This is a genomic window from Corynebacterium gerontici (genome assembly GCF_003813985.1).
Lineage (GTDB): Bacteria > Actinomycetota > Actinomycetes > Mycobacteriales > Mycobacteriaceae > Corynebacterium > Corynebacterium gerontici.
In genome coordinates this window covers 450,900-474,091 of the sequence record NZ_CP033897.1, presented here as the reverse complement: position 1 = coordinate 474,091, position 23,192 = coordinate 450,900, and the positions used below count along the sequence as shown (strand labels likewise).

General features: G+C 58.4%; 19 protein-coding genes, 1 tRNA gene and 2 rRNA genes. 8 read left to right on the top strand and 14 right to left on the bottom strand.

What is annotated here, in order from left to right:
* Positions 1-7 precede the first annotated feature (7 nt).
* Complete coding sequence (locus CGERO_RS02250) at positions 8-856, bottom strand: sucrase ferredoxin (protein WP_123933275.1); 849 nt, start codon at positions 854-856, stop codon at positions 8-10.
* 125 nt (positions 857-981) lie between these two features.
* Between CGERO_RS02250 and CGERO_RS02245 the strand changes: the two genes are divergently transcribed.
* Positions 982-1,629 carry an AMIN-like domain-containing (lipo)protein gene (locus CGERO_RS02245; RefSeq protein WP_123933274.1) on the top strand — a complete coding sequence of 216 codons (648 nt, stop codon included), beginning with the start codon at positions 982-984 and terminating at the stop codon, positions 1,627-1,629.
* Here the strand turns inward: CGERO_RS02245 and CGERO_RS02240 are convergent.
* Both CGERO_RS02240 and CGERO_RS02235 read right to left on the bottom strand, forming a co-directional pair.
* On the bottom strand, positions 1,620-3,113 hold the full coding sequence (locus tag CGERO_RS02240) for a Y-family DNA polymerase (protein WP_123933273.1): 1,494 nt from the start codon (positions 3,111-3,113) through the stop codon (positions 1,620-1,622). The two genes, CGERO_RS02245 and CGERO_RS02240, sit on opposite strands and share 10 nt — an antisense overlap.
* Positions 3,110-3,844, bottom strand: a complete 735-nt coding sequence (locus tag CGERO_RS02235; RefSeq protein WP_123933272.1) for a hypothetical protein — start codon at positions 3,842-3,844, stop codon at positions 3,110-3,112. Before CGERO_RS02235 ends, CGERO_RS02240 begins: the two co-directional genes overlap by 4 nt.
* A gap of 96 nt (positions 3,845-3,940) precedes the next feature.
* Between CGERO_RS02235 and CGERO_RS02230 the strand changes: the two genes are divergently transcribed.
* The gene (locus CGERO_RS02230) at positions 3,941-4,369 is read left to right on the top strand and encodes a hypothetical protein (protein WP_123933271.1); all 429 of its coding nucleotides are present in this window, start codon (positions 3,941-3,943) and stop codon (positions 4,367-4,369) included.
* A 34-nt stretch (positions 4,370-4,403) separates the two neighbouring features.
* Positions 4,404-5,576 carry a YihY/virulence factor BrkB family protein gene (locus tag CGERO_RS02225; protein ID WP_123933270.1) on the top strand — a complete coding sequence of 391 codons (1,173 nt, stop codon included), beginning with the start codon at positions 4,404-4,406 and terminating at the stop codon, positions 5,574-5,576.
* A 101-nt stretch (positions 5,577-5,677) separates the two neighbouring features.
* Here the strand turns inward: CGERO_RS02225 and CGERO_RS02220 are convergent, their stop codons facing one another.
* Complete coding sequence (locus CGERO_RS02220; protein ID WP_206423909.1) at positions 5,678-6,328, bottom strand: TetR-like C-terminal domain-containing protein; 651 nt, start codon at positions 6,326-6,328, stop codon at positions 5,678-5,680.
* Positions 6,329-6,496: 168 nt separating this feature from the next.
* Here CGERO_RS02220 and CGERO_RS02215 point away from each other — a divergent pair, with 168 nt between their 5' ends.
* The gene (locus CGERO_RS02215; protein WP_123933268.1) at positions 6,497-7,477 is read left to right on the top strand and encodes a DUF5692 family protein; all 981 of its coding nucleotides are present in this window, start codon (positions 6,497-6,499) and stop codon (positions 7,475-7,477) included.
* A 103-nt stretch (positions 7,478-7,580) separates the two neighbouring features.
* Here the strand turns inward: CGERO_RS02215 and CGERO_RS02210 are convergent, their stop codons facing one another.
* Both CGERO_RS02210 and CGERO_RS02205 read right to left on the bottom strand, forming a co-directional pair.
* On the bottom strand, positions 7,581-8,294 hold the full coding sequence (locus CGERO_RS02210; RefSeq protein WP_123933267.1) for a response regulator: 714 nt from the start codon (positions 8,292-8,294) through the stop codon (positions 7,581-7,583).
* On the bottom strand, positions 8,291-9,463 hold the full coding sequence (locus tag CGERO_RS02205; RefSeq protein ID WP_164470230.1) for an ATP-binding protein: 1,173 nt from the start codon (positions 9,461-9,463) through the stop codon (positions 8,291-8,293). Before CGERO_RS02205 ends, CGERO_RS02210 begins: the two co-directional genes overlap by 4 nt.
* A gap of 78 nt (positions 9,464-9,541) precedes the next feature.
* On the opposite strand from CGERO_RS02205, the gene CGERO_RS02200 reads away from it, so the two are divergent.
* Together CGERO_RS02200 and CGERO_RS02195 are read left to right on the top strand one after the other, a co-directional pair.
* Positions 9,542-10,399, top strand: coding sequence for a PspC domain-containing protein (locus CGERO_RS02200; protein WP_164470229.1), 858 nt, complete (start codon positions 9,542-9,544; stop codon positions 10,397-10,399).
* A gap of 168 nt (positions 10,400-10,567) precedes the next feature.
* Positions 10,568-12,043: a peptide MFS transporter gene (locus CGERO_RS02195; RefSeq protein WP_123933264.1), complete on the top strand. Its 1,476-nt coding sequence runs from the start codon at positions 10,568-10,570 to the stop codon at positions 12,041-12,043.
* Positions 12,044-12,108: 65 nt separating this feature from the next.
* On the opposite strand, the gene CGERO_RS02190 is transcribed toward CGERO_RS02195, so the two are convergent.
* From CGERO_RS02190 to pgm, 4 genes are all read right to left on the bottom strand, one after another.
* Positions 12,109-12,181, bottom strand: a tRNA-Ala gene (locus CGERO_RS02190).
* A 107-nt stretch (positions 12,182-12,288) separates the two neighbouring features.
* A complete protein-coding gene (locus CGERO_RS02185; protein ID WP_123933263.1) occupies positions 12,289-13,032 on the bottom strand; it encodes a DsbA family protein in 744 nt (247 codons plus the stop codon).
* A 110-nt stretch (positions 13,033-13,142) separates the two neighbouring features.
* On the bottom strand, positions 13,143-13,592 hold the full coding sequence (locus CGERO_RS02180; RefSeq protein WP_123935866.1) for a DoxX family protein: 450 nt from the start codon (positions 13,590-13,592) through the stop codon (positions 13,143-13,145).
* A gap of 167 nt (positions 13,593-13,759) precedes the next feature.
* Complete coding sequence (pgm, locus tag CGERO_RS02175; RefSeq protein ID WP_123933262.1) at positions 13,760-15,418, bottom strand: phosphoglucomutase (alpha-D-glucose-1,6-bisphosphate-dependent); 1,659 nt, start codon at positions 15,416-15,418, stop codon at positions 13,760-13,762.
* A gap of 165 nt (positions 15,419-15,583) precedes the next feature.
* On the opposite strand from pgm, the gene CGERO_RS02170 reads away from it, so the two are divergent.
* Positions 15,584-15,907, top strand: coding sequence for a fluoride efflux transporter family protein (locus tag CGERO_RS02170; protein WP_123933261.1), 324 nt, complete (start codon positions 15,584-15,586; stop codon positions 15,905-15,907).
* Complete coding sequence (locus CGERO_RS02165; protein WP_123933260.1) at positions 15,904-16,251, top strand: FluC/FEX family fluoride channel; 348 nt, start codon at positions 15,904-15,906, stop codon at positions 16,249-16,251. Before CGERO_RS02170 ends, CGERO_RS02165 begins: the two co-directional genes overlap by 4 nt.
* A gap of 4 nt (positions 16,252-16,255) precedes the next feature.
* On the opposite strand, the gene CGERO_RS02160 is transcribed toward CGERO_RS02165, so the two are convergent.
* From CGERO_RS02160 to CGERO_RS02145, 4 genes are all read right to left on the bottom strand, one after another.
* Positions 16,256-18,799 carry an ABC transporter permease gene (locus tag CGERO_RS02160; RefSeq protein WP_123935864.1) on the bottom strand — a complete coding sequence of 848 codons (2,544 nt, stop codon included), beginning with the start codon at positions 18,797-18,799 and terminating at the stop codon, positions 16,256-16,258.
* A gap of 18 nt (positions 18,800-18,817) precedes the next feature.
* On the bottom strand, positions 18,818-19,561 hold the full coding sequence (locus CGERO_RS02155) for an ABC transporter ATP-binding protein (protein ID WP_377018156.1): 744 nt from the start codon (positions 19,559-19,561) through the stop codon (positions 18,818-18,820).
* Positions 19,562-19,676: 115 nt separating this feature from the next.
* A 5S ribosomal RNA gene (rrf, locus tag CGERO_RS02150) occupies positions 19,677-19,793 on the bottom strand.
* 130 nt (positions 19,794-19,923) lie between these two features.
* A 23S ribosomal RNA gene (locus CGERO_RS02145) occupies positions 19,924-23,060 on the bottom strand.
* Positions 23,061-23,192: the final 132 nt, after the last annotated feature.

Sequence of the window (23,192 nt, the reverse complement as noted above, 5' to 3'; positions counted from 1 at the left end):
GGGCGTTTTATTTTTCTAGCTTTTGAACGCCCCTGGCCACCCAAGCCTTGCCCTGTTTCGGGGCACCGCCGCAGGAAGAGATCACGCCATCGACTTGCACGCGTTCAAGCGCGACTTCCCAGCACCGCCCATCGCGGTGCGTTACTGTGGTGCCTTCGGTGCGCAGCGCCTCCATGGGCACCTCCTCCCCGGCGTTCTGCAGCTTTGCCACCACCGCGAGTTCTGCCACTTGTTCCTGAGCGTTTAGCGTGGTGCGTCCGCGGTTACCGGGATAAAAGAACAGCCCATCGCGTGCGTGCTCAAACATGGAAGCCGCAGCCTGCTCATTGAGGCGACCGAAAGAGAAGCCCCAGGGATAAAGCAGCATGGCTGGAGCAAAGCGATGGCCTTTGGCATGGGAACATTCCCAAATGTGCGCTTCGGGGAAACGCTGCTCAAGCGCGGCAACGAGCGGGCGACCTTTCACCGCACAACACTGATCGCGCTTGGCGTGTGTGCAGGTCAGTAGCACGGGTTCATCAAGGATGCGAGCCCCGTGTTCGGCATTGCGGCCGGGCCCGGAGAAATCCAAGTTCGGCACCGTTGCCTCTGATACTTCGAGATGTTCGACGATGCCAAGGTTGGCAAAGACCAGGTACACGTTGCGGATTCGTTTGGGCTTGCGCCCCTCGCGGCCGGGTTTACGGATAAGAGTTAGGCCGGGCACGCCTCGGAAACATTCTGTGTGCGCCAGCGTTCCGCCATCGAGGATGTCGCGGCTCCACGGCCCGTGATGTTCCATGAGCACGAACATCTCGCCGGTTCGCGCTGTGCCGGGAAGTGGTTCGTGCTGTAGGTCTGAGCACCAGGTGGTCATAATGGGCAAGCATAGCGCCTCAGCCTAAACACCGCTTAGGTAAGCCTCATTTTGTGCAGTTTCGATTGCATAACGATTCACCAGAAACTCCTGACACTCTGGTCACTTTCGGCTAGCTTGGAACTATGAAAAAAACGACGTCGCTTATTGCTGTCCTCGGCCTGACCATTGGCCTCGCCGCCTGCAATGGCGACGATCCAAAGTTAGCGCCGTTGAGCTCTGACACTTCCACCACTACAAAGAAGGTCACCTCTACCGCCACCGTTGCACCCTCGCAATCTGCCGATCGCCAGAAGATGGTGCAAGAGGCAGAAAAAGAAGAGGCAGGCATTACCCCGCTTGGCGACGCCTCCACGGCCGCCAAAGACCAGCGCCCCGGCGAGGTTGGTGCCGTAGTGACTGGCGTGCGCGTTGGTCATCACGATGGATTTGATCGCATCGTCTTTGACATCGAAGGTTCCACCGACCCCGGCTGGTTTATGGATTACACCGAAACTCCAGCCCAGATGGGCTCCGGTCGGCCTTTGGACTACGACGGCAAAGTGGCGTTGGTGCTGAATATCCACGGCGTTGCTTATCCTTTTGAAACCGCCATTGAGGAGCCAGACCTTAGCCACATTGATGGCGCTGGCAATATCACCAACATCGGCGAGCACGGCATTTTCGAGGGCACCCAAATGTTCGTCGCCGGACTCGATGCCCGCCACCCCTACTCCGTGCAGGTGCTGCAGAACCCCACGCGCATCGTGGTGGACATTCTAGATCAGGTGTAACTCGCCTCTACCCTCCACTGCCCGGCCCACACCAGCAACCACGCGTGTGGGCCTTCTGCAACGATCTGTAATCTCGCGCAGGTACCTTCTCCCTTCCACCACTGATCATCCACTGGCCACGGCCCTGCCCAGCCGGTAACGCGAAACCTTTTACTCCCCCACTGAAAACCAGCAGGTGGGGCACTGAGCTCTGCCTCTACCAGGCTCACAGGCTTCCCGTTTGCGTCTACAAGATGCGCCCGCGCTGAGGGATGCGCCAAGGCAGCAGGCAATGGGGCAGGCAATGCACCCCGGAATGCCCTTTGCACCACATGAGCCTCCCCGAAGGGCACCATGTGCACGCGATCCGCCGCTCCCCTGCCACCGGCGCTATGAGGTTGTAGTACAGCGTCGGTGCCCAAGGTGGACTGCACCCGCGTGATAGCTCGTCGCGCCGCCTGATCAGTGCCTGCACCCCATAGCGCATAGTGATCCGGGCGTGAGCATTCCACGGGATCCAGCACCAACTCAGTAATGCCCACACCATCACCGTGGTGTTTGCTCAACCAACCATCGAGCTGCCAGCGAATCCGCTCCGCCACCGCTTGTTCACTCAGTGCCTCTTTGGAACGCCACGTCCTTTGGCACAGCACCTCCCCAAAGTAAGCGCGGATGCTGAGGCGATGACACACTAAGCCTTGCGCTTGGAGCCGATCGTGCAATTGCGCGGCGAGTGCACGGCCCAAAAACGCCGCCTCATGCACTCGAGTGGCGGGCTCCTCCGGTATGAGGCTCACCTGCAGGTCGCTGCGTTCCTCACGTGCCGCGACACCCCGCTCATCCCTGGCCGCGGCGATGTCGAAGCAGCGCTGCCCCGCCGCACCAAAGCGGGTGATCATCACCCGCACACCTAAATCTGCAACATCGCCCAGTGTGCGCAGACCCAATTGAAAGAGCGTGCGCACTACTTCCTCCTCACACCCAAGCGCAGGCTCCAGCAGGCTCATGGTGGGCTGGGCGGCGAGGAATTCCCGGGAGCCGCCCGCCGGAACAATAGCTTGTGTGCGCGCGGCAATCACCGCGGTGGGAATCTCATCGGCTATGCCAATGAAGCTGTCCATGCCTTCTTGCGCTGAGGCGTCGATAAGCTTCTCTGCGGCAATCGCCTCACCACCGTGATAGCGCCCGGCAGTCTCGGCGTTGACCAAGGCAAGGCCGGGACGGAGAATTTCGATGCTGGACGCCACCTGGTCAAGCGCATCGGCAATGCCTGAGAACACCGCCGCATCGCGAGTTTCCTCTGCGTCAAGCAGCGTGGCGCTTGAGATCGCTTGCGCCTCACGCGCGCGCATGCCACGGCGCACCCCCTGGGCACGCGCAGCACCATTACACACCGTGATTCGATGATGCGCGGCCAGCATGACGGGCGTGCGAGGCTGTGCCAAACCTTGCATGATGGCGGCCTGCACCGGCCAATCCGGAAACCACAAGGCCAGCGTTCTCATTGCGGCACCGCGTGGAGAGCTCGAGGCTTACCAATGCTCATCGTGGCGCGGGCACGAAAGGCTTTTGCCTCCCCACGCAATTCCAAATCCACTGCCTGGATACGCCCCTGGCCCTCACCAATGCCGCGGAAACCACGCACCTCGGCATGAACACTCGCGCGCGGTGAAACCACCTGGGTGTCCACCAACACCAGTGCGCCCACACCGGAACGCAGGCGCGCCAATAAAGGACGCGCACGCACGGGCGACAAAGTGATGGATGGCCCGCGGAAGATCACCACGTGGATGCCTTCCAGCAGCACCGCCACAGTGGATAAAGGGTCCTCGCCCGGATCTGGCACGACGACGATGCGGGAATAATCGCCGCCGGCATCCGCTACTCCCGCTAAGTTCAGCTCCGGCCAGCCCACCACCGCCACGAAATGTTCTTGGGAGCTCAGGTGCGCGATCATTTCCACAATCAAAGAGGGGGTAGCGCTACAGTGGGTGACGCAGCGCGCCGCCAAGCCACCGTCGGGCAACACCTGCGCAAGTGGGCCTGGTACCGCGAAAACCTGCGGTGACGCTAGCGCCTCCTGCTCCGGCTGCAGGGACTGTGTGCGCGCAGGAGCAGCGTTGGTCATCGCCTCTACTTTGCTGCGCAACAGCGCGATGCGTTCATGGCGGCTCAGCTCAGAGAGGTTATTCAACCCCACAGAGCCCACCATTTTTCGAACGCCCGTTTGCACCATGCGTCCATGCTAAACAGCCGAACAAATGTGCGTCAAACGCACTCAAGATGCTGGGGCACACCGAAACTTCTACCCCAAGTGCTAGCGTTTGAAGCCATGAACAGCTACACCAATATGCGCTCACATACCACCCCAATCCCCACGCCACCCGTGGTGCGATTTGGCAGCTCCGCGCTTATTGGCACAGGCGTCGCCATGCTCACCACAGGTCTGCCACGCGGCGTGCAAGTCATTGCCATGGTGATCTTCGTGGGCGTCGGCATCATGCTGATCTTCTCGCACCCCTATCGACGAGAGATTCGCGCCTTCCTCGAGGCCCGCAACCTGCACTACACCCCAAAATTTACTCAGATCCTGCCGCTTTTCATGGTGTGGTTAGCGCTCATGCTCGCCCCCATCTTGGCGCCGCTGCCGATCATCGGCAGCATCGGATGCGGTTTAGTCATTTTCGGGTGGATGTACCTGGTATTTCCCCACGTTGACGGCACTCGTGCACTGGCATTCGCCGAAAAGCAAAAGCCCTAACACAGTTCGCCTTGAAGGATTGCACACCCCCTCGATGTCAAAATCTTCCTCTAATCCCACCCCCTTTGTCGTGCCACTCGACGGCAGCGCAAGTGTGAGCACCCTCGACGCCGAGCGTTACCACCGCGAAGTCACGCGCCCACATCGCTGGATCCCGCTGCGCTCGTGGAGGCTCATCGGCCGCAGGCTCTTCGTGGAAATTTTCAACCGCAGCTTGATGGATCGCGGCGCGCTGTTGAGCTTCTACACCCTATTCACCGGCATCCCCACCCTGCTGGCGTTCTATTCCATCGCCACGCTCCTGCTGGCGCAAAACAGCAATAAAGTGCGCGAGCTCAGCGAGGACTTCATCAACCAGAACATTCCCGAAAATTATGCCGAAGAAGCCCGTAAGGTCATCGACATTTTGCTGGGCAACACACAACAATCAGTGATTACCTTGGTCATCTCGGTGGCCATTGCGCTCTTTTCATCCTCGGCATATGTGCGCGCCTTTTCCCGCAGCGCCAATGCACTCTACGGACGCCACGAAGGCCGCGGAATCTTGCGCACGTGGACGATTATGTGGGGACTGACCATCGCCATCGTGGCGGGACTCGCACTCATTTTGATTGCATTTTTCCTCCAGGCAGAATTCCTCACACCGATTTTGAACAGCATCGCGCAACCCCTCCACCTGAACAGGCTCAGCGACTTCTTCCTAGGAACCTTCCTGCCAGTATGGAAATACGTGCGCTGGCCGGTGATCTTTGGGCTCTCCATCGCCCTCATTGCCCTGCTCTACACCATCGCACCGAATGTGCAATACGGGAAAATGCGCTGGCTCACGGTTGGATCCACCTTCGCGCTCATCGCAGTGAGCCTCGTTGGTCTCGGGGTGCGGGTATATGTGAATAACTTCCTTCACATCGGCATGTACGGGGCACTGGGAGGCCTGATCGGCGGGTTCTTTGGCCTACTCATTTCCAACACCATCTTGCTGCTGGGGCTCAAATTGGATGCTGAAATCACCCGCGTGCGCGAGCTGCAAGCCGGACTGCATTCCGAAGCCCTCATCCTGGCACCGCCACGGTGCTCCAAAGGCGCGGAAGGCAACAATCACATTGACGCCCGGTTGCGCAAGAAAGCCGCCGAGTTTCGCCAGGATAACCACCCCGACGCGGCAGTGACAGCGGAGCAGCCAGCTGCAAACGGCGAAAGACGCTGAATAGAGAGAAGCGCTGCACGTAAAGAAAACACCAGATTTGAGAATCCTCTTAGGATTAGCGCTCGGTTTTTCGTAAAACGATGCCTACACCAAACCCCAGTTCAGCGAGGCAGCCCCAGACCGCCGGGGTGCGTGTGGAAGCGCTCCAAAGACTCATGCACGTGGCCCTGCATAGCAAAGTGGATGCGTCGCACTAGTCCATGTGGATCTTGTTGCATTCCGCCTGCAAGCCAGTGTGCGATATGGCCCCAAACGGCAACGGTGTAGTGCTGGATAACGAAGTCGCGATCAGCGGGCTGCACCTGCAGCTCTGGTGAAAGGGTGAGTAATTCATCGACCACTGCTGTCATCATCTGCCGCAGCGTGGCGTGAAAAAAGCGTTCGGTTCGCGACCAAGGCAAAGAATCAATGACGGCCCGGGCTTGCTCAGCATTGTCGTGCATATAAACCATGAGCTGTTCGAGCCCATCAGCCCACTGTTCATAGCTGGCGTGCTGCAAAATATGATCTGCCACTTCGCGGGCGAACACCCATGCCGCGGCGTCCACGATGTCGTTGAAGTGGTAGTAAAACGTCTGGCGATTAATCACCGCTACTCGGCACAGTTGCGCCACGGTGACTCTCCGCAAGGGTTTTTCCTTCAGCAGCAGCTTGAGCGCGCGAGCTATCGCCAACTGTGCGTCCGTTGCTTCGTGCGCGCCCATGTCTTTACTGTAGCCAGACTCCGCAGCGCAGCGCGCAATACTAGACACTTTGCTCAAGCTGTCTAGAGACAACACCAGCGGGCAACAATAGGCTCGGAAGTATAAGAACAACGGCGCTGAACAGCGTCGACACGACGTGGAGCTGCAACGACGGCAAACGCTTGGAATGTGAGACGTTGAGCGTCGAAAAGCTTCCCAAGAGCGAAGGAGAAGGACATGTTCCTCTTCGATTCGATCCCCTGGTACGCCTGGGCCGCATGGTTTGTGGTGCTTGGCGCCCTCATTGGCCTCAACGAGCTCACCCGACGCTACCGCGCCGCAGCCTGGGCCTTCTACATTGCCCTGCCCATCATCCTCACCGTCTTTGTCTGGCCCCATACGGCGGGAGCGGGCTCCTCCACCGGTACATGGTTCCACTGGGTGAAGGTCTATTCGGCTCTCGCTGGTGTCCTCGGCTTCATGCTGCTGCGCTACCACAAGAAAATTCGCGATATGCGCTGGGCACTGGTCTTCCCTGCCGCTATCTTGGCCATGAACATTCTTGAAGCCTGCATCCGCGATTTCCAGGTGGGCGCTATGCATGCCGATGGCGTTGTCGATGGTGTGTACATGGTGTCGGGATCCTGGAACTGGATGAACGGCATTGCAGGCCTGCTGAATCTGCTCACGATCTGCGGCTGGGCGGGCATCATGATCTCGCGCAAGCCCAGCCAAGACATGATCTGGCCGGACATGATGTGGTTCTGGATCATCGCCTATGACCTGTGGAACTTTGCCTACGTGTACAACTGCGTTGGCGACCACTCCTTCTACGCCGGTGCCGCGCTGCTCATCTCCTGCACCATCCCAGCATTCTTCATCTGCAAGGGAGCCTGGCTGCAACACCGCGCAAACACCCTTGCACTGTGGATGATGTTCACCATGGCTGTGCCCGGATTCGTCACGGACTCTCGCTTCGCCGTCGAAGCATCACACCGCCCAGAAGCCCTCTTCATCGTCTCCTTCATCGCCCTGCTCGCCAATGTCGCCGTCGCCGTGTGGCAGATCCGCACCATCCGTCGCCGTCACCTCAACCCGCTGCGCGATGAGCTTTACGACGACACCGCGTACTACCACGAAGTACACCAGGCCCATGTTGTCTCCGGTACTTCACCCGAGGCTCAAGAAACTCTTCGCGGCACCGCGAACGTCCGCTAGCCACGGGCAAGCACTAAAAACCCCGAAGGTAACCCAGCCCGCCCCCGGATCTAGGGCGGGCTTTGCCTTTTGCGCAAGCCAGGCTAGCTGCTTTGGAACCTCGTTAATCCAGTTTGCGCGCTTGGGCCCAACGTGTGAGCGCATGACGATTCGACTGTTGAGTTTTTCTCAGAATGTTCGAAGCATGTGTTTCTACCGTTTTCACAGAGATGAAGAGTTCACCTGCAATTTCTTTGTAGGTATAGCCACGGGCGAGCAAGCGGAGCACCTCCAATTCTCTTCGAGTGAGAGCATCTGCAACGGGGTCCCCGGCCGCATCCGCTGACGCATCACCGCGTTCAACCGCGGCATCACGCTCCGGCGCATCGACGACTCCTTTGCCTAAGGGATCAGGCTGGGCGAAAGCATCCAGCACAAAACCAGCTAGGCGTGGCGAAAATACCGCATCGCCTTCGCGCACCCGCTTGATTGCCTGAATCAGTTCTTCACCGCTGATGGTCTTGGTGACGTAACCCCTGGCACCGGCGCGGATCACCTCAATCACATCTTCTGCGGCGTCGGAGACGCTGAGCGCCAAAAATTTCGGTACATCATCGCGTTCCTGTGCAAATACCTCCCGGAGCACCTTCACTCCCCCGCCTTCCGGCATGTGCACGTCAAGCAGCACCACATCAGCGCCACTGCGAAGGATTCCCTCGATCGCTTCATCCACGGTGCCAGCTTCGCCCACGATCGAAAACGCGGAGCCGATTTCTGCCCGCACGCCGGCGCGGAACACCTGGTGGTCATCTACCAAAAAGACTGTTGTGTTGTTCATTGTGCAACTTCCTGATTCGCCTCATACATGGGCACTCGGATCGCCACTTCAGTACCTTCATCCGAACGAATGGTGACCTGTCCGCCGACATTGTGGACTCGAGACTGAATGGACCCTTTGATGCCTTGTCTGCTCGGGTCAATAGTGTTGAGATCAAATCCCGCTCCCCGATCGCGCACAAAAATGTGAAGCTCTCCGAAGCTCAGCTCTGCGTAGACATCACAACGCTGTTCGCCGGAGTGTTTGGCGGCGTTCACCATGGCTTCGCGTGCGGCGGCGACAGCTTCAGCGGCGTTAGAGGTCATTTGGGCGTCCTCACCTACTACGACAGGGGTGATGCTGATGCCGAAGTCGTCTTCGACATTGGCACATGCTTGCTCAATTGCGGCAAAAATGGAGGCGTCTTCGCGGGGAGCAAAGAGCCATTGCCGCAGCTCTCGTTCCTGGCGCCTGGCAAGTCGTTGAATTTCGGCCTCGGTGGAACGCTTTTGAATCAATGCAAGGGTTTGAAGTACCGAGTCGTGAAGCTGTTGGGCAATGCGCACGCGCTGTTCCTCGACCGCCTTGGCTTCTCGCTCTGATGCCAACTTGTCTAAAAATCCCCGGGCCACAGGCAGCGCGAGTACCCCCGCCCCGAGCAGCGTAAACAGCACCGATGTGACGGCAGCGAGTAAATAAGGACCTTGCCAAAGCTGGGTGCTGCTGAGCACACCGAGCAGCACCAGCGCGACACCCGCTGCGCTCAGCAACTTTCTACGTTGCGAGTGGTTGGTGGTCAACGCTGCCCATACCACCACGCCACCAACCAAGATCACCGCCAGCGAAATGGTGAGTTCGAGGCCGATTCCAATCCCGGCGCCGAACGTGCACCCCAGAATCGCAAGTGCTACCAGTAGCCAGTGCCAGGCGGGGACGTTCGCCTCCTGCCGCTGTTCATGCTCGGCAACGCTGCGCAGTGGCGAGAGAATCCATAATGCAAGATACAGTGCCAAGCCAACACCACCAGCAAAGCAGAGCACTGCGAATAATGCCCTCGCGGCCAGTGGGGGCATCCCAAGATGTTCCGCGAGCCCTCCAGCTACACCGCCGAGCATGCGGGAGCGGGAGCGTCGAAAAGCTGGGTAGGCGAACATGCTGATATTGTTGCACTCCTCCAGAATCAGGGACATCAGGGAATACCCTGATTGTTGAAAGATCAGGGTAGACCCCGATGCGCAGAGAAGCATCTGACCACAACAATGATCAGCATGAGTACCAATACTTTTTCTCAAATGCTCGAAACCAGGCCCGCTCGTCTGCCGCGCGCCATGGAACAATCGAGGGCAAAAATCGCCGGTGTGTGCGAGGGGCTGGGCTTCCGCTTCCAGATCGACCCTCTCCTGCTGCGGGTCATCTTCTTTGTGTCCGCGTTCACGGGGATCGGGCCACTGCTGTACATCACCTTGTGGTGGTTAATGCCTCGCTATCCTCTTGATGTCTCCCCCGCGCAAGCACTGATGCAGTACCCGAAGTCGGGCAGGCAGCGGACACAGCTTCGCCTCGGCGCTTGGGCCGGGCTTTTCTTCCTGGCGCTTGGCTGGCTCTCGGCGTTGGTGATCATTCCATTCTTCGCGATCACCGCCGTCGTGGTCACAGGAATTGTGTGGTGGCTTCTCTTTCTACGCACTCCTGAGCAGCCCGCGGAACTCGATGCGGAACTGCGCAGCCAGGCTTCGATTCCCGCGCATCGCCGACGCTGGCCCTGGGTGACTGCCGCGAGCGTGCTGGCCGTCGGCGCCATCGGTGGTGCGGTGCTTTTCAGTTCACCGTTGATGGAAAGTAACTACACCAAGGTAGAGGATCCGAAGGAGTTGCAGGCTGAGTACACCACCGATTTCGGCAGCATGAACTTGGATTTGCAGGACCTCAAACCCTTGCAAAAGCCTCAGACTGTGGAGGTGCGCTCGCGCTACGGCAATGCAGGTGTGATTTTGCCAGACACCGCATACCGCCTCGAATGTCAAGAGGATGCCGCAGGGTGCAATGACAGCGTGCATCAAGGCAAAGGCGCGCTGCTCACCATCAAGCTCAGCGCCGGACGTTTCGGTGAAGCATGGACCGAATGACGCAAGCCAAGCTTTTCGACGCCCCCACTGCCCAATCCCAACGTGAGCCCAGGGGCCGGCGTCAATCACAGGGGTGAATAAAACTCCCCCGGTGAATCGCTCGCGTGCCGCACACTGTGCTGAAATAGACAAACAACGAACTACTTATTCCTCTTGGAGTGAACTGCTTTGTCTAATTCCGTTCAATCGACGCGAGCACAGCATCGAACTTTTCTCGGGCATCCCCGCGGGTTGTTGAACCTCGCGGGGATCGAAATGTGGGAGCGCTTCAGCTACTACGGGTTACTCGCGCTGCTGGTGTATTACCTCTACCACTCCACAGCCGAGGGCGGTTTGGGGCTGGACAAACAAACCTCCGTCTCTATCGTCGGCGCCTACGGCGGCATGGTGTACCTCACCAGCGTGGCAGGTGCCTGGGTGGCGGATCGCGTACTGTCGCCACAGCGCACACTGTTGTTCTCTGCACTGATCGTGATGATCGGCCACATCAGCCTGGCCGCGTTCCACGGGCTTAGCGGCGTGATTCTTGGCCTTTCCTGCATCGCCTTGGGCGCAGGCTCTGTCAAGACCACTTCTCAAGTGGTGCTCAGCGAGCTGTATCAGCGTGGCGACGGCAAACGCGACGGTGGATTTTCCATTTACTACATGGGTATTAATATCGGCGCGTTGATTGCGCCCATCATCACTAATGCGCTGTGGGGTTGGAAAGGCTTCCACTGGGGCTTCGCCGCCGCAGCCGCATTCATGGCCATCGGTTCGCTGCAGTTCCTACTAACGCGCGCATCGACCATCGGCGAAGCTGGCCTTGAAGTACCCAATCCAATTTCGCGCGCCAAGCTGTTGCCAATTCTGGCAGGAACCCTGCTGGTCCTCGCAGCTTTTGCGTCACTCTTCATCTTTGGAGTTCTGCCGCTTGCTCGCCTGGCCAATGTGGTGGTGCTCGTCCCCGCCGCCATCGCCGCGGTGCTGTGGGTGCAGATGTATCGCTCCCCCTTGGTCAGCGCCGAGGAGCGCTCACGCCTGCTCGGTTTTGTGCCCATGTTCTTTGCAGCCGTAGCATTTTGGTCCATCTTCAATCAGCAGTCCACGGTCCTTGCGGTGTACTCGGATGAACGGCTCAACCGAACTATCTTCGGGCACGAACTGCCACCGGGCGTTATCAAATCCATCAACCCACTGTTCATCATCTGCTTCTCTGCTGTCTTTGCCGCGATCTGGACCAAACTGGGCAGACGGCAACCGAGTTACGCCACCAAATTCTCAATGTCTTTGGCGCTCATCGCCATCGCCGTGCTCATCTTCCTTCCCTTTGCTGGCAGTGGGGCAAACTCAACACCATTCCTGGTGATCGTGGGCATCCTGTTCATCTTCACGCTTGCTGAACTCATGCTCTCCCCCGTGGGCAACTCGATGGCCACACAGCTCGCACCCAAGGCGTTCCCCACGCGCATGTTTGCGCTGTGGATCATCAGCATGAGCTTGGGCACCGCGCTCTCGGGATCTTTCGCCCAGTTCTATGACCCCACCAATGCGCAGGCAGAACGAACCTATTTCCTGGTGATGTTCGGCATCACCGCAACGCTGGCACTCGTTGTGTTTGCGCTTCGCAAGTGGGTGGAACGCAAGTTCATCGACGTGCACTAGAATCCACCCAGTGCCATCGCACGCAAAAACCCCTACTCCTTGGTAGGAGTAGGGGTTGTAGTCTGTGGAGCTAACGGGATTCGAACCCGTGACCCCCACACTGCCAGTGTGGTGCGCTACCAGCTGCGCCATAGCCCCGTGCTTGTGCACTCCCGATATCATACGCAAGCCCCCCACCATTGCACAAAACTGCTGGTGGGGGCTCACTTTTAGCCAGGGAATACCGGGCCTAAAAAGGTGATTATTTAGATCTGGTTCACCCATTCAGCGGGGTTGCCCTCAACGTGCTTGCCGTCAATGAAGACCTGCGGGGAGGAAACCTTGCCCAGTTTGTCCTCGAGTTCCTGAGCATTCGCCTCAGCGTGCTGCACCAGCTCGTCCTGGTAGGCGTAGTCCTTGATCTTCGCCACTGCATCATCGGATGCGCCGAGCTGCTTGGCGGCGTTGGCGAAGTCTTCAGCCTTCCACTTGTTGTAGATATTGGCCTGCTCGGTGTAGAGCAGATCGCGGTATGCCCAGTAGGTCTTGGCGTCGCCATCCTTAGCAATCGCTAGAGCCGATGCGCCGGCGAGCGTGGAATTGCCGTCCTTTGCAGGCTCGTTGTCGGTGCCGTCCTTATCGTCGAGGAAGTTGAGGTCGTGGATCTTGACAATCACTTTGCCTTGATCCAGCAACTCACGCGTCTTCTCATCTGTTTCTTTAGCCAGATCGCCGCAGTGGGGGCAGGAGTAGTCCTCGTAGATGTCAACCACCTTGGCATCCTTGCCAGCCTTATCAGACTTCAACGTGATGGAGTTGTCTTCCACCGCTGCGCTGAAGGCAACGTCATTGACAGGGTGATCGGCAAAGGCGTTATCCTTCTTCTCCTTACCCTGCATCACGATGAAACCAACCACGGCCACCACGACAACAACGAGGACCACGAGTGCCCAAATGAAGCTCTTGGACTGCTCATTCGGGTTCTGGATCTTGCTCTTTTTGTTATTCAAAGCTTTCGTCTCTTTTCCAAAAAGGTTTGACACAGCGAGCAAAGTGTCAGAGTCGCTGTGAGCATTCAACAGGGCGGATTCTACCCCGCCTTGGAGTTGAAGGCGAAGTATTAAACGTGCAACGCGAAGCGTCGATAAGGCCAATACACGCACATCATGGACATCGCGATGAAGACAACATCGCGCAAGATGGTGAGCAGATAATCCATGTGCGCTTCACTCGGCGCGGCGGCACCAAAGCAACCGCAATCAATATTCAGGCCCCTGGCCCACGCTTGTGCGATGCCGATGATGAAAAGCACCAGCACCACGGCAGAGATTTTGCCTGCTTGACGCAGGAAGATGCCCGCCAGTAACATCACGCCGCCAATCAACTCCAGCGGCCCGATGACCGTGGCGATCCAGTCAACCCAGGTGGGGCTAAAAATGTCGTACCCTTCGATCGACTGCATCGTGTCCAGGCGATCGCTGATCTTGCTGATGCCTGCGGAGATCCAGACGAACGCGAGTGCAAAACGCGAAATCAAGCTCAGCGCGTCTAACACTTTGTCTTTGCGCATAGAAGTCTGCGCCCCGCCTTGAGCAGCACGGTCTTCACCTAGAGACTGGTTTGTTGATTGGTACACCACCAAGACTTTAGCCCCTGGCACAGCCGCATAAAAGCCCACCCGGCGCTTTCTTAGAAAACTGCCAGGTGGGCACAGCGTGGCGGCGATGGGCCCGCGTACTACTGCCCAAGCACTTCAGACACCAAGGCTTGAGCCGCGTCTTGCACCTGCTTGAGATGCTCCTCGCCGCGGAAAGACTCGGCGTAGATCTTGTACTTGTCCTCAGTGCCAGAGGGGCGAGCCGCAAACCAGGCGCTCTCGGTGCACACCTTCAAGCCGCCGATGGGCGCACCATTGCCGGGAGCCTCGGTGAGTTTGGCGGTAATTTTCTCGCCAGCGAGCTCGGTGGCCTGCACCTGTTCTGGGGAAAGCGCCTTCAGCACGGCTTTTTGCTCACGGTTTGCCTCAGCGTCAGTGCGAGCATACGCGGGCGCACCGTATTCGGCGGCGAGTTCAGCGTAACGCTGCGAAGGCGTTTTACCCGTCACGGCGGTGATTTCGGAGGCGAGCAGATCCAAAATGATCCCGTCCTTATCCGTTGACCACACCGTGCCGTTGTGACGAAGGAAGGAAGCACCTGCGGATTCCTCGCCGCCGAAGCCAACGGAGCCGTCGATCAGTCCGGGCACAAACCACTTGAAGCCCACGGGCACTTCCACAAGCTTGCGACCAAGATTGTCCACCACGCGGTCGATCATGGAGGAGGACACCAGTGTCTTGCCCACGGCGGTGTGCTCACCCCAGCCCGGCCTGTTGGCAAAGAGGTATTCGATGGCCACAGCGAGGTAGTGGTTGGGGTTCATCAGCCCCGCGTCGGGAGTGACGATGCCGTGGCGGTCCGCGTCGGCGTCGTTGCCGGTGGCGATGTCGTAGCGTTCGCGGTTGTGCACCAGCGAGGCCATGGAGTTCGCCGAGGAGCAGTCCATGCGGATCTTGCCGTCGGTGTCGAGGGTCATGAAGCGCCAGGTGGCGTCGACAAGCGGATTCACCACTGCCAGATCGAGGCCGAACTTCTCCCCAATCGCGCCCCAGTAGTCAACCGAGGCACCGCCCATCGGATCGGCGCCAATGGAAAGCCCGGAACTCTTGATCGCATCCAGGTTCACCACATTGGGCAGGTCCGCAATGTAGTTGTCCAGGTAGTTGTGCTTGTGGGTACGCCCGTCCAGCACGCCGGAGACGGAGGTGCGCTTGACGTCCCGCAAGCCGTCACGCAGCAACTCGTTGGCGCGCTTGGCAATCCAATCGGTGGCATCGGTATCGGCGGGGCCGCCATTCGGTGGGTTGTACTTGAAGCCGCCATCGCGAGGCGGGTTGTGGGAAGGGGTGATGACGATACCGTCGGCACGCTTGGGGTCGGTGCCGGTCACGCCACCTTCCAGCTTGGCGTTATGTGCGAGGATCGCATGCGATACCGCGGGCGTTGGGGTGTAGCGCCCGCGGTCGTCCACCAGCACGTCAATGTCGTGCGCCAGCAGCACCTCGAGCGCGGAAATCATGGCAGGCTCACTCAGCGCGTGCGGATCGCGCCCGATATAAACCGGCCCACCGATGTTGTTGGCGCGGCGATATTCCACAATGGCTTGGGTGGTTGCCAGGATGTGGTGCTCATTGAAGGCGGTATCGAGTGAGGATCCGCGGTGCCCAGAGGTGCCAAAGGCAACTTGCTGGTCCGGGTTCTCGGCATCTGGTGTGCGCGTGTAGTACGCGGTGACAAGCTCGGCGATGTCGATGAGGTCTTCTGGCTGGGCCACTTGGCCGGCGCGTGGGTGTGCCATGTGCGCTCCTTCGTACATGGGGCCGAAGAATGAGTGCGAACTCACACATCTTCGAGCCCTTGGGGATGATCACTTTCCCATCATTCCCGCTTTTGCCCGAGTCTGCATTCCGTTTACCCCCAAAACGGACATAAGTTTGGACACATAGCCACTACACTTTTCCTCATGCGAGCGCTCAACCACCCTGCCCTTCCCATCGCCCTGGGAGCCGCCTTGGGAGCGCTCACTCGCTACGAACTCAGCCTCCTTTTCGAAGGCGCATGGATGCTGTTGTGCATCAACGTCATCGGCAGCGCGCTCATGGGTGTGCTCAGTCCCCCTGCATGGTTGGGCACCGGGTTCTTGGGCGGTTTCACAAGCTTTTCGACGTTCACCGCCGTCCTTCTGAACGCTTCCCCGTGGATCTCACTGCTCTACACGGCCATGACCGTGTTCGGCTGCGTGGGCGCCTGGATACTGGGCGACACTGTGAGGAGACGAAGGCTATGACCTTCGACGCTCTCGCTTCTGTGATCGCCGTGGCCGCCGGCGGCGCGCTGGGTGGGGTTGCGCGTTGGCGTTTGGCGCAGCTCGGGGCGTATCGCGGCACCCTGGTGGCGAACACTCTCGCGTGCGCCGTGCTTGGGGTGCTGAGCCACCTGGAGCTTGACGCCGTGTGGTTGCTGTTTTGCACCACCGGTTTAGCAGGGGCGCTATCCACATGGTCTACGTTGGCGCGTGAACTCGGCGAGTTGTGGCGAGCAGAAAAGCACGCCCGCGCCTGGGTGTATGGAATCTCCACCCTGGCGTGCGGCGTGCTTGCCATGCTGCTTGGCAGCGCCCTAATGCCCTAGCGCTCTAGTCCACCATCGCCTCCAACGGTGGAGTACTTGCGGCACGCTGTGCGGGCCACACTGCGGCGAGGACACCGACGATTGCCGCGCCGATGAGCACCCAGATGATCTCCGCTGTTGGCAATGCCAAGGAGTCGAGCCCCTGCGAGGCCAACACCTTCAAAAATGCGGTACCGATACCGAGGCCCAGAAGAATACCGATCACCGCACCATAGAGCGCGATTTGCACCGATTCCAACGTGATCATGCCGCGCACCTGCTTGCGGTGCATGCCAACCGCGCGCAACATGCCAATTTCTTGCCTACGCTCAATCACGTTGAGTGCCAAGGTATTGATGATGCCGATGATCGCGATGATCACTGCCAGGCCAAGCAGGCCATAGAGGATATTCATCATGTTCTTCACCAGCGATGCCTGCGCATCGGCAAATTCCTCGGGGGTTTGCACTCGCACATAGAGCGAGCCTTCAACCGCCTGCTCCAAGGATTGCCGCAGTTCTTCGGGGCTCTTGGAGCCATCGCCGTTGACGAAGAGCGCCACCACGGAGGTCGTGGCGAATTTTCCATCGAAGGTCGCTTGCGACACCGTGATGGGGTTCATCGCCTTCGCCGCATCGAACATGCCGCTGACTTCAACCTCGGCGATCGGTGCTCCGTTGGCGTTGAACAGAGGAATCTTTTGGCCGAGCTGCCAGTTGCGTTCCTGCGCTATATCTTTGCGCACCACGAGGCGATTGGGTTCGCTCAGATCCAGGGATCCGTCCACCCCATCGACGTTGTACACGTCGGCGGCATTGCCGCTCATCGTGGAGAGGAACGATCCCGGGTTTTGTCCCGCCACGCTGCTTGGAGGCTGTCCGAGGGAAGCGATGGCATAAGAAGTTTCACTGACATTCCCAACACCTTCGACGCCCTTGACCCGATCAATCACGTCTTGAGGCAGTGGCAGCTCGCCGGTGCCTGGCCCCATGAGGATGTAATCCACCTTGAGCTCGTTCTCAGAAATGTCGCGGATGCTGTTATCCAAGGTTGCAGAGAACATGCCGATCAGCGTCACCAACGCCACCCCGAGGGTGAGCGCGAAGGCCGTGGTTGCAGTTCGCTTGGGTGTGCGCCGAGCATTCGTTTGCGCCAGCCTACCCACTGAACCAAAGGGCGCGCCCAACGCCTTGCCGATCAGTCCCACCAATGGAATGGAAGCTGCAGCAGATGCAAAGAAGACACCCAGCACCGATGCCAGCGCACCGATGCCCACCAGCGACGCTCGCGTTTTGGTCGGTTGGTCGTCGAAAAGCACTCCCGACACCGAAAAAACAATGCCGAGCAGCAGCAAGACAACGCCAACGCCCGTGCGGACCTTTAGACGATCCACCGCGCCGCTTCCCTGCCGCATTGCCTCAACGGGGTGAACCGACGATGCCTTACGGGCGGGCGCCCACGCGGAAATGACAGTGACCACCACACCAAGAATCAGAGGAACCACCACCGAACGCGGCGTGACACCCAGCCCCATCCCGGAAAGCTCCAGGCCGGCTGCACTCATGATCGCGCGGATACCCGCGACCAGCCCAATACCGCCGAGGACGCCGAGGAGCGAGCCGACGACGCCCACGATGATCGCCTCGAAGGTTACCGAGCGCCGCAACTGCCCCTTGGAGATGCCAAGCGCGCGCAGCAGAGCGAATTCCTTGGTGCGCTGCGCCACCAACATCGAGAAGGTGTTGGCGATGATGAACGTGCCCACCACCAGCGCAATCAGACCAAATGCAACCAGGAAATAGGTCACGAAGGCCATGGATTCCTTGAAACTGCCGGTGACGTCGTCAGCGAATTGCGTGCCCGTGCGCACATCCATGCCCGGGAATTGCTGTTTCAGCAGGTCAACCATGGCTTGATCGTCCAGAGGATCGCTGCGCACCAACATCGTAGAGATGCCACCGGGCTCGTAGCGCTCCAAGTACGCAGGTTCTGCCATTAGTAGTTCGACGCCAGGTTCACCAATCCCAGAGTCCGTGTAGGTGCCCGAAATGGTGTAGGTGAACTGGCCGCTGGAGCTCACCGCGATGATGCGATCGCCCACATTCACGCCCAGCATTGCCATCTGAGATTCAGGGAGCGCCACCTCCGCGTCGCCTTGAGGCGCGGCACCCGAATACAGCGTCACAGTATCAACGACTGCCTCATCGCTTTTCGACGAATCCTCGTACCACACTCCAACGGACGTCTGCATCGCACCCGTCTGCAAGGCAGAACGCTCCCCCTCCTTGGCAATCACCACCGAGGTGGTGTCGTGCACATAGGCAGTGGTGACTTCCGGAAGCTCGCGAACCCTAGCGAGGTCCTCCTGGGTGATGGGCTGCGAACCGGCCTTAGCCACCGCGTCAATGTTGTAGAAGGCCTTGTTGAGGGCTTGGTCGAAGGTGGCGCTCAGCGCGCTGGTGAACATCAGGGATCCAGCAACAAACGCGGTGCCAAGAACGACGGCCATAACTGTGAGGCCGAATCGAACCTTGTGCGCCATGACGGAACGCCAGCCCACCCGCCACATAGCAGATTGCTGTGCCAATTAGATCAGCTCCTCAAGGCGAGCCATGGTGGAGTACACCTCATCCGTAGACGGCGAACGCAGCTCGTGCACGATGCGCCCATCGGCGAGGAAAATCACACGGTCAGCATAAGACGCGGCCTTGGGATCGTGCGTCACAATCACGACGGTCTGGTCCATCTCATCTACTGCGGTTCTCAGGATTGAGAGCATCTGCGCCGAGGAGTTTGAGTCAAGGTTGCCGGTGGGCTCATCGCCGAAAATGATTTCGGGACGTGCCACCAAGGCACGAGCGCAGGCCACGCGCTGCTGTTGGCCTCCGGAGAGTTCTGAAGGACGATGCTTCAGGCGTTCGTTGAGCCCAAGTCGGGTGGTGACTTCTTCGAACCATCGCTGATCAACCTTCTTACCCGCGATGTCCAGCGGCAACGTGATGTTCTCTTCCGCTGAAAGGGTGGGCACAAGGTTGAAGGATTGAAAGATAAAACCGAGGCGATCGCGGCGCAGGTTGGTCATCGCTTTATCCCCTAGTTTGGACAAATCCGTATTACCGAGGAGCACCGTACCTGCCGAAGCAGCGTCAAGGCCGGCCATGCAGTGCATGAGCGTGGACTTGCCCGAACCGGAAGGCCCCATGATGGCGGTGAACTCATTTCGGGCGAAGGCAACGTCAATGCCTCTGAGTGCGGCGACAGCGGTGTCGCCAACACCGTAGACTTTTTGCAATCCAATGGCTCGAGCTACAACGTTTGCTTCAGCATTCATAAGAGTCATTATTCATGAATCTACGAAGCTCGACCAAGGCACAGGTCAAAATTGCCATGGATATGGCAAACGCCCCCGAGGGGTTCTCGGGGGCTTTAAGCGTATTGAAGTTGTTGGTCGGCGGTGTCTTACTCTCCCACACCCTCCCGGGTGCAGTACCATCAGCGCTGTCGGGCTTAGCTTCCGGGTTCGGAATGGGTCCGGGCGTTGCCCCGATGCTATAACCACCGACACGTTCTTGTGTGTGTTGGGTGTGCATGCACAGGCGGTGTTGTGTCAGTGACTGCATAGTGGACGCGGGTGATTGTGTGTTGTTCGCGGGGTGTGTTGTTTTTTGGGGTTTGGTTGTTTTGCGGGTTGTGTTTGGTGTGTTGTTCGGTGGATTAGTACCAGTCACCTGCATGACCTTGCGGTATGTCCAGTTCTGGCCTATCAACCCGGTGGTCTACCGGGCACCTGATATTGAAACCTCATCTTAAAACAGGCTTCCCGCTTAGATGCTTTCAGCGGTTATCCCTTCCGTACGTAGCCAACCAGCCGTGCCACTGGCGTGACAACTGGCGCACTAGAGGTACGTCCGTCCCGGTCCTCTCGTACTAGGGACAGCCTTCTGCAAGTTTCTACGCGCGCGGCGGATAGAGACCGAACTGTCTCACGACGTTCTAAACCCAGCTCGCGTGCCGCTTTAATGGGCGAACAGCCCAACCCTTGGGACCTACTCCAGCCCCAGGATGCGACGAGCCGACATCGAGGTGCCAAACCATCCCGTCGATATGGACTCTTGGGAAGATCAGCCTGTTATCCCCGGGGTACCTTTTATCCGTTGAGCGACACCACTTCCACTCGTCGGTGCCGGATCACTAGTCCCGACTTTCGTCCCTGCTTGAGTTGTCACTCTCACAGTCAAGCTCCCTTGTGCACTTACACTCACCACCTGATTGCCAACCAGGCTGAGGGAACCTTTGGGCGCCTCCGTTACTGTTTAGGAGGCAACCGCCCCAGTTAAACTACCCACCAGGCACTGTCCCTGACCCAGATCATGGGCCGAGGTTGATAGATACCCAATTCGATCAGAGTGGTATTTCACCTGTGACTGACACTCCCACTGGCGTGGTGTGCTGATAACGTCTCCCACCTATGCTACACAAACCGAACCGAATATCAATACCAAGCTATAGTGAAGGTCCCGGGGTCTTTTCGTCCTGCCGCGCGTAACGAGCATCTTTACTCGTACTGCAATTTCACCGGGCCTGTGGTTGAGACAGCAGGGAAGTCGTTACGCCATTCGTGCAGGTCGGAACTTACCCGACAAGGAATTTCGCTACCTTAGGATGGTTATAGTTACCACCGCCGTTTACTGGGGCTTTTCCGCTTCGAACCCCACAGGGGTTCTAACAGGTCCTCTTAACCTTCCAGCACCGGGCAGGCGTCAGTCCGTATACATCAACTTCCACGTTTTCGCACGGACCTGTGTTTTTAATAAACAGTCGCTTCCCTCTATTCTCTGCGACCACCAAACACCAACCAACCGCATGGGCTGGTGATCTTCGGTGGCCCCCCTTCTCCCGAAGTTACGGGGGCATTTTGCCGAGTTCCTTAACCACAGTTCACCCGTTCGCCTGAGTATACTCTACTTGACGACCTGTGTCGGTTTGGGGTACGGGCTCACAACATCCTCGCTAGAGGCTTTTCTCGACAGTCCAGGATCACCACCTTCCCCACTCATAGTGGGATTCGTATCACGCCTGACCCATGATGCCTACCGGATTTGCCTAGTAGACGGGCTGCACGCTTACACCACGAAAACCAACCTCGTGGCGTGGCTACCAACCTGTGTCACCCCATCGCTTGACTACTACCAATGAAGGTCCCACGCACACCCAACACCACACAACCACAAGTGGTTGTTGCGGGTTGGGGTGGGTGGTTAGTACCACTGCTTCGTCATGGACGGCTGTTGTGAGGTACCAGAATATCAACTGGTTGTCCATCGACTACGCCTGTCGGCCTCGCCTTAGGTCCCGACTCACCCTGGGAAGATTAGCTTGACCCAGGAACCCTTCGTCATTCGGCGGAGCAGGTTTTCACTGCTCATTCGTTACTCATGCCTGCATTCTCACTCGCGCACACTCCACACCACGATCACTCGGATGCTTCCACGCAGTGCACGACGCTCCCCTACCCAACACACCACAACAGGTGTGTTGCCGCGGTTTCGGCGGTGTACTTGAGCCCCACTACATTGTCGGCGCAGAACCACTCGACCAGTGAGCTATTACGCACTCTTTCAAGGATGGCTGCTTCTAAGCCAACCTCCTGGCTGTCTTCGCGATCCCACATCCTTTTCCACTTAGTACACCCTTAGGGGCCTTAACCGGCGATCTGGGCTGTTTCCCTTTCGACCAACGGAGCTTATCCCCCGCAGTCTCACTGCTGTACTAGCATTCACTGGCATTCGGAGTTTGGCTGACATTGCTAAGATGGTAGTCCCGCTCAACCAACCAGTCGCTCTACCTCCAGGAAGCACCATACAACGCTGCACCTAAATGCATTTCGGGGAGAACCAGCTATCACGGAGTTTGATTGGCCTTTCACCCCTACCCACAGCTCATCCCCTCAGTTTTCAACCTAAGTGGGTTCGCGCCTCCACAACCTCTTACAGCTGCTTCACACTGGCCATGGGTAGATCACTCCGCTTCGGGTCCAGGACATGCCACTAACACTCACCCTAGTTAGGATTCGCTTTCGCTACGGCTACCCACACTCATGGTTAACCTCGCGACATGCCGCTGACTCGCAGGCTCATTCTTCAAAAGGCACGCCATCACCACCCACACACCCCACAACAGGGCACGCAAGCACGGCTCTGACGGTTTGTAAGCACACGGTTTCAGGTACTCTTTCACTCCCCTCCCGGGGTACTTTTCACCATTCCCTCACGGTACTACATCCGCTATCGGTCATTTCGGAGTATTTAGGCTTACCGGGTGGTCCCGGCAGATTCACAGCAGATTCCACGAGCCCGCTGCTACTCGGGGTATAACACATGGCCCAACACCACCAACACTGCATTCACGTACAGGACTCTCACCTTCTCCGGCAGGCGATTCCACACCACTTCCGCTTACAGCATCAATCATGCTCTCGTGTCATGCCACCACGAACAGCCACGCCCCACAACACCACACACGCAACCCTGGCACAGGTATCACACGCATACGGTTTAGCCTCATCCACGTTCGTTCGCCACTACTAGCAGAATCACAATTGTTTTCTCTTCCTGTAGGTACTGAGATGTTTCACTTCCCTACGTCTACCCCCACTAGCGCTATGCATTCACACTAGGGTCACCACCAATCACAGTGGCCAGGTTTCCCCATTCGGACACCCTCGGATCAACGCTTGATTGACAACTCCCCGAGGCCTATCGCGGCCTTCCACGTCCTTCATCGGCTCGAAATGCCAAGGCATCCACCGTGTGCCCTTCCAACACACACCAACCACCACAACGGCAGCCAGTCATGCACCGGACACAACGAATCAACCACACCTGCCACAGCAAGCGCGGTCACACACAAACAAACAAACCTTCACACACCACAACCACCACACACAGTGATGGTCATAGCAC